This is a genomic window from Roseateles sp., from assembly GCF_036486225.1.
GTDB lineage: Bacteria > Pseudomonadota > Gammaproteobacteria > Burkholderiales > Burkholderiaceae_C > Roseateles.
This window is the reverse complement of record NZ_DASVNZ010000313.1, coordinates 1-3279: the sequence shown is the minus strand read 5'-3', so window position 1 is coordinate 3279 and position 3279 is coordinate 1. Positions and strand designations below refer to the sequence as shown.

3 protein-coding genes are annotated in these 3279 nt (G+C 70.3%); 1 reads left to right on the top strand and 2 read right to left on the bottom strand.

Going from position 1 to position 3279, the window contains the following annotated elements; all coding sequences use genetic code 11:
- Window positions 1-143 precede the first annotated feature (143 nt).
- A complete protein-coding gene (locus VF536_RS20810) occupies window positions 144-1382 on the top strand; it encodes a hypothetical protein (RefSeq protein WP_331616780.1) in 1239 nt (412 codons plus the stop codon).
- 5 nt (window positions 1383-1387) lie between these two features.
- Here VF536_RS20810 and VF536_RS20805 read toward each other — a convergent pair whose 3' ends face one another.
- Window positions 1388-1726, bottom strand: coding sequence for a YkgJ family cysteine cluster protein (locus VF536_RS20805; RefSeq protein WP_331616779.1), 339 nt, complete (start codon window positions 1724-1726; stop codon window positions 1388-1390).
- A gap of 5 nt (window positions 1727-1731) precedes the next feature.
- On the bottom strand, window positions 1732-3264 hold the full coding sequence (locus VF536_RS20800; RefSeq protein WP_331616781.1) for a bifunctional serine/threonine-protein kinase/universal stress protein: 1533 nt from the start codon (window positions 3262-3264) through the stop codon (window positions 1732-1734).
- Window positions 3265-3279 lie beyond the last annotated feature (15 nt).

The window sequence follows — 3279 nt, the reverse complement described above, 5'->3', positions numbered from 1 at the left end:
GGCAGGGCCGGGCGGCTCTGAGCCGCCGCCGAGCGGCTTTCGCGCCCGGGATCGGCTCCTCCGTCGCACGGGCCCCCCGGCGCGGCGCGGCGGAGTAGCATGGCTCATCAGCGGCCCTGTCCGAGGTCGCGACGGAGACGGTCATGGGAACGATCCAGGCTTTCCACGCAGTCCGGCGGGCGCTCCTGACGGGTGCGGCATTGCTGTGCGCGCTGGCCCTTGCAGGATGCGCCACGGCGCCCGAGGCGCCGGCGATGGTCGACACCGCCCCGCTGATCCACGACGAGCTGTTCCCGCCGTCGCGCGAGCTCATCGAGCCGGAGCGCGTCATGGCGATCACGCCGAAGATGCGGGACTTCATCCATAGCCGGATCCCGAATGCGGGCATCGGCACGACCTTGATGATGGACACGCGCGACCTGCGCCACCTGCTGCTGGACGCGCTGTACAACCGCAACGAGCTCCAGCTCGAGTACGACGCCGAGACCACGCGCACCGCTGCCGAGGCCTTCGACGCCAAGGCCGGCAACTGCCTGTCGCTGGCGATGATGACGGCGGTGTTCGCGCGCGAGATGGGCCTGCCCTTCGTGTTCCGCCAGATCTACGACGAGGAGCAGTGGAGCCGCGTCGGCGACCTGCAGGTCGTTTCCAGCCACGTCAACATCGCGCTGGGCCGGCGCCGGACGGAGTTCCGCGTGATCGGCAGCGACGAGCCCTCGCTGGTGGTCGACTTCCTGCCCGGCGCGCAGATCTCGCGGCAGCGCGCGATGCCGGTGGACGAGCGCGCGATCGTCGCGATGTACCTGAACAACCGCGCCGCGGAGCTGATGTCGCAGGCCCAGCTCGACCGTGCGTACTGGTGGGCCCGCGCCGCCTGGCTGCATGACCCGCGGCTGCTGACGGCGCTCAACACCTTGGGCGTGATCTACCGGCGTCATGGCGACACGGCGCTCGCCGAGCGCGCCTTCCGCTACGTGCTGGCGCACGAGCCGGCCAATGTGCAGACCATGGCCAACCTGGCCCAGGCACTGCGTTTCCAGGGGAACATCGCCGAGGCGCAGAAGTACGAGGCGCAGTTGGCGCTGCTCCAGCCCTATCCGCCGTTCAAGTTCTTCGACCTCGGGATCGCGGCGATGAAGGCCGGCGACTACGCCCAGGCGCGCGATCTCTTCGCCAAGGAGATCGACCGCTCGGCCTACTACCACGAGTTCCATTTCTGGATGGCGCTGGCCAACGTGGGCCTGGGCAAGTGGGACGTCGTGCGCGCCGAACTGGCCAAGGCCCAGGAATACAGCGTCACCGCGCCGCAGCGCCAGCTCTACGCCGCGAAACTTGAAAGTCTCAAGGCCAAGATGCTGCAGACGAAGATTCTGGTCCGCTGAGGGTCTCAGACGTTCAGCGGCGGCAGGCCATGGCGGGCGCGGGCATGCGTGCAGGCGTCGTCCCCGATGCCCAGCGGTGAGCGCAGGCCGAAGTCGCGGCACGGCGACGGTCGCCATTCGTAGATGCCGCAGCCGGCGCGCTCGCCGACCTGGCCTTGCAGGGCGGCACAGCGCGGCCGCGCGTGATCGGTGCCGCGCATGCGGCAGGTCGAGTCCGTGACCTCCACCGTCAAGCCGTCCGGCACCGTGCCGCCTTCGCTCAGCAGTTCCTGGCGAGAGAAATCGACGCGGAAGCTCGCGCAGCAGGCACCGCAGCGGGTGCAGGGGTTGTCGGCGAAGGCCATGGCGCTCAGTTCGACGCCGACGGGCTGATCAGCGTGCTGTCGGGCGGCGGCGGGTCGTCGGGCAGCACGGGCTCGCGCACGACGGTGACCGTGCAGGCGCACTGCGAAACGACCTGCGCCGACACGCTGCCCAGGTAGCGCCGCATCATCGAGCTGGCGCGCGCGCCCATCACGACGTGGTCGACGCCGGTCTTCGCGGCGAACTCGATCAGCGCATCGGCGGCGTCGGGCGCTTCCAGCACATGGAAGGTCAGGCGGCCGTCCTCGAGGGCCAGCTCCCGCGTCATCGGATGCGCCCAGTTCTTCAGCGCGATCAGCTGCTGCACGTGGTGGCTGCGGCCGTGCGCGTCGGTGAGCTCGTCCATGCCGATGCGGTTGGTCTTCATCACACCGACGCAGGCCAGGCGCGCGCCCGGCTCGGTCTGCATCAGGCGACGCACGACCTCGCGCAGTTCCTCGAGCAGGGTCGGCGTGGCGCCCACGACGTCGACGGCGGCCATGATCACCGGGCTGCGCGCGACCTGCGCGCCGACCGACGCGGGCGCATGGGGCTCCTCGCCCATCGCCAGGAACCAGCGCTTGAAGCGCCGCACCATGCCGCTGCGCTGCAGCTTGTGCGCGCGCGCCGTCAGCGGCACCGCGTCCGGCCGCTGCAGGTCCAGCGCGAGCTGCGCGGCGCTCTGGTAGCGGCGCTCCGCGCGCACCTCCAGGCAGTGCAGCACGATCTCCTGGAACCACGGCGGCAGCTCGGGCCGGATGGCACGCGGCGGGATCGGATCGACGTAGAGCCGCCGCCGCAGTTGCCGCACCGAGGTCGGCTGGCCGAAGGGCCGCTCGCCGGTGGACAGGTGGTACAGCATCACGCCCAGCGCGAAGAGGTCGCTGCGCGGATCGTTGCGCACGAACTGGACCTGCTCCGGCGACATGTACGGGCCGGTGCCCATGGGCAGGGAGAACTCCTCCTCCAGCAGGTCGGGCAGGAAGTCGTGCCGCGACAGGCCGAAGTCGACCAGCACCACGGTGCCGTCCGGCCGCAGCAGGATGTTGCTGGGCTTGATGTCCAGGTGCACCAGGTGCTGGCGGTGCAGGTCGGTCAGCGCATGCGCGACCTGGATGCCGATCTCGACGACCTCCACCAGCGGCAGCGGCGCCTGGTCCAGGCGCGGGCGCAGGCTTTCGGCCTCGATGCGCTCCATCACGATGTAGGCCTGGCGGCGCCAGTCGCCGCGCGCGACGAAGCGCGGCACGTGCGGGCCCTTGAGCGCCGGCATGATCATCTGCTCGACTTCGAAACCGACGATGCTGGCCGGGTCCTCGCCGCCCTTGATGCGGGGGACCTTCATGATCAGGGGGAAGTCCTCGGCGGGGTGCGCGGGGTCCGTCGGATCCTGCCGTCGCACCTGCCAGAGGTTGGCCATGCCGCCCTGATGCAGCCGCGCCTCGAGCACGAAACCGTCCAGCACCTGGCCGGGCTGCAGCGGCGAGGTGATCGGAATCGGGACTGGAGTTGAAGCGTGCGTCGAGTGGGCGTCGTTCATCGATTCATCGGCCGG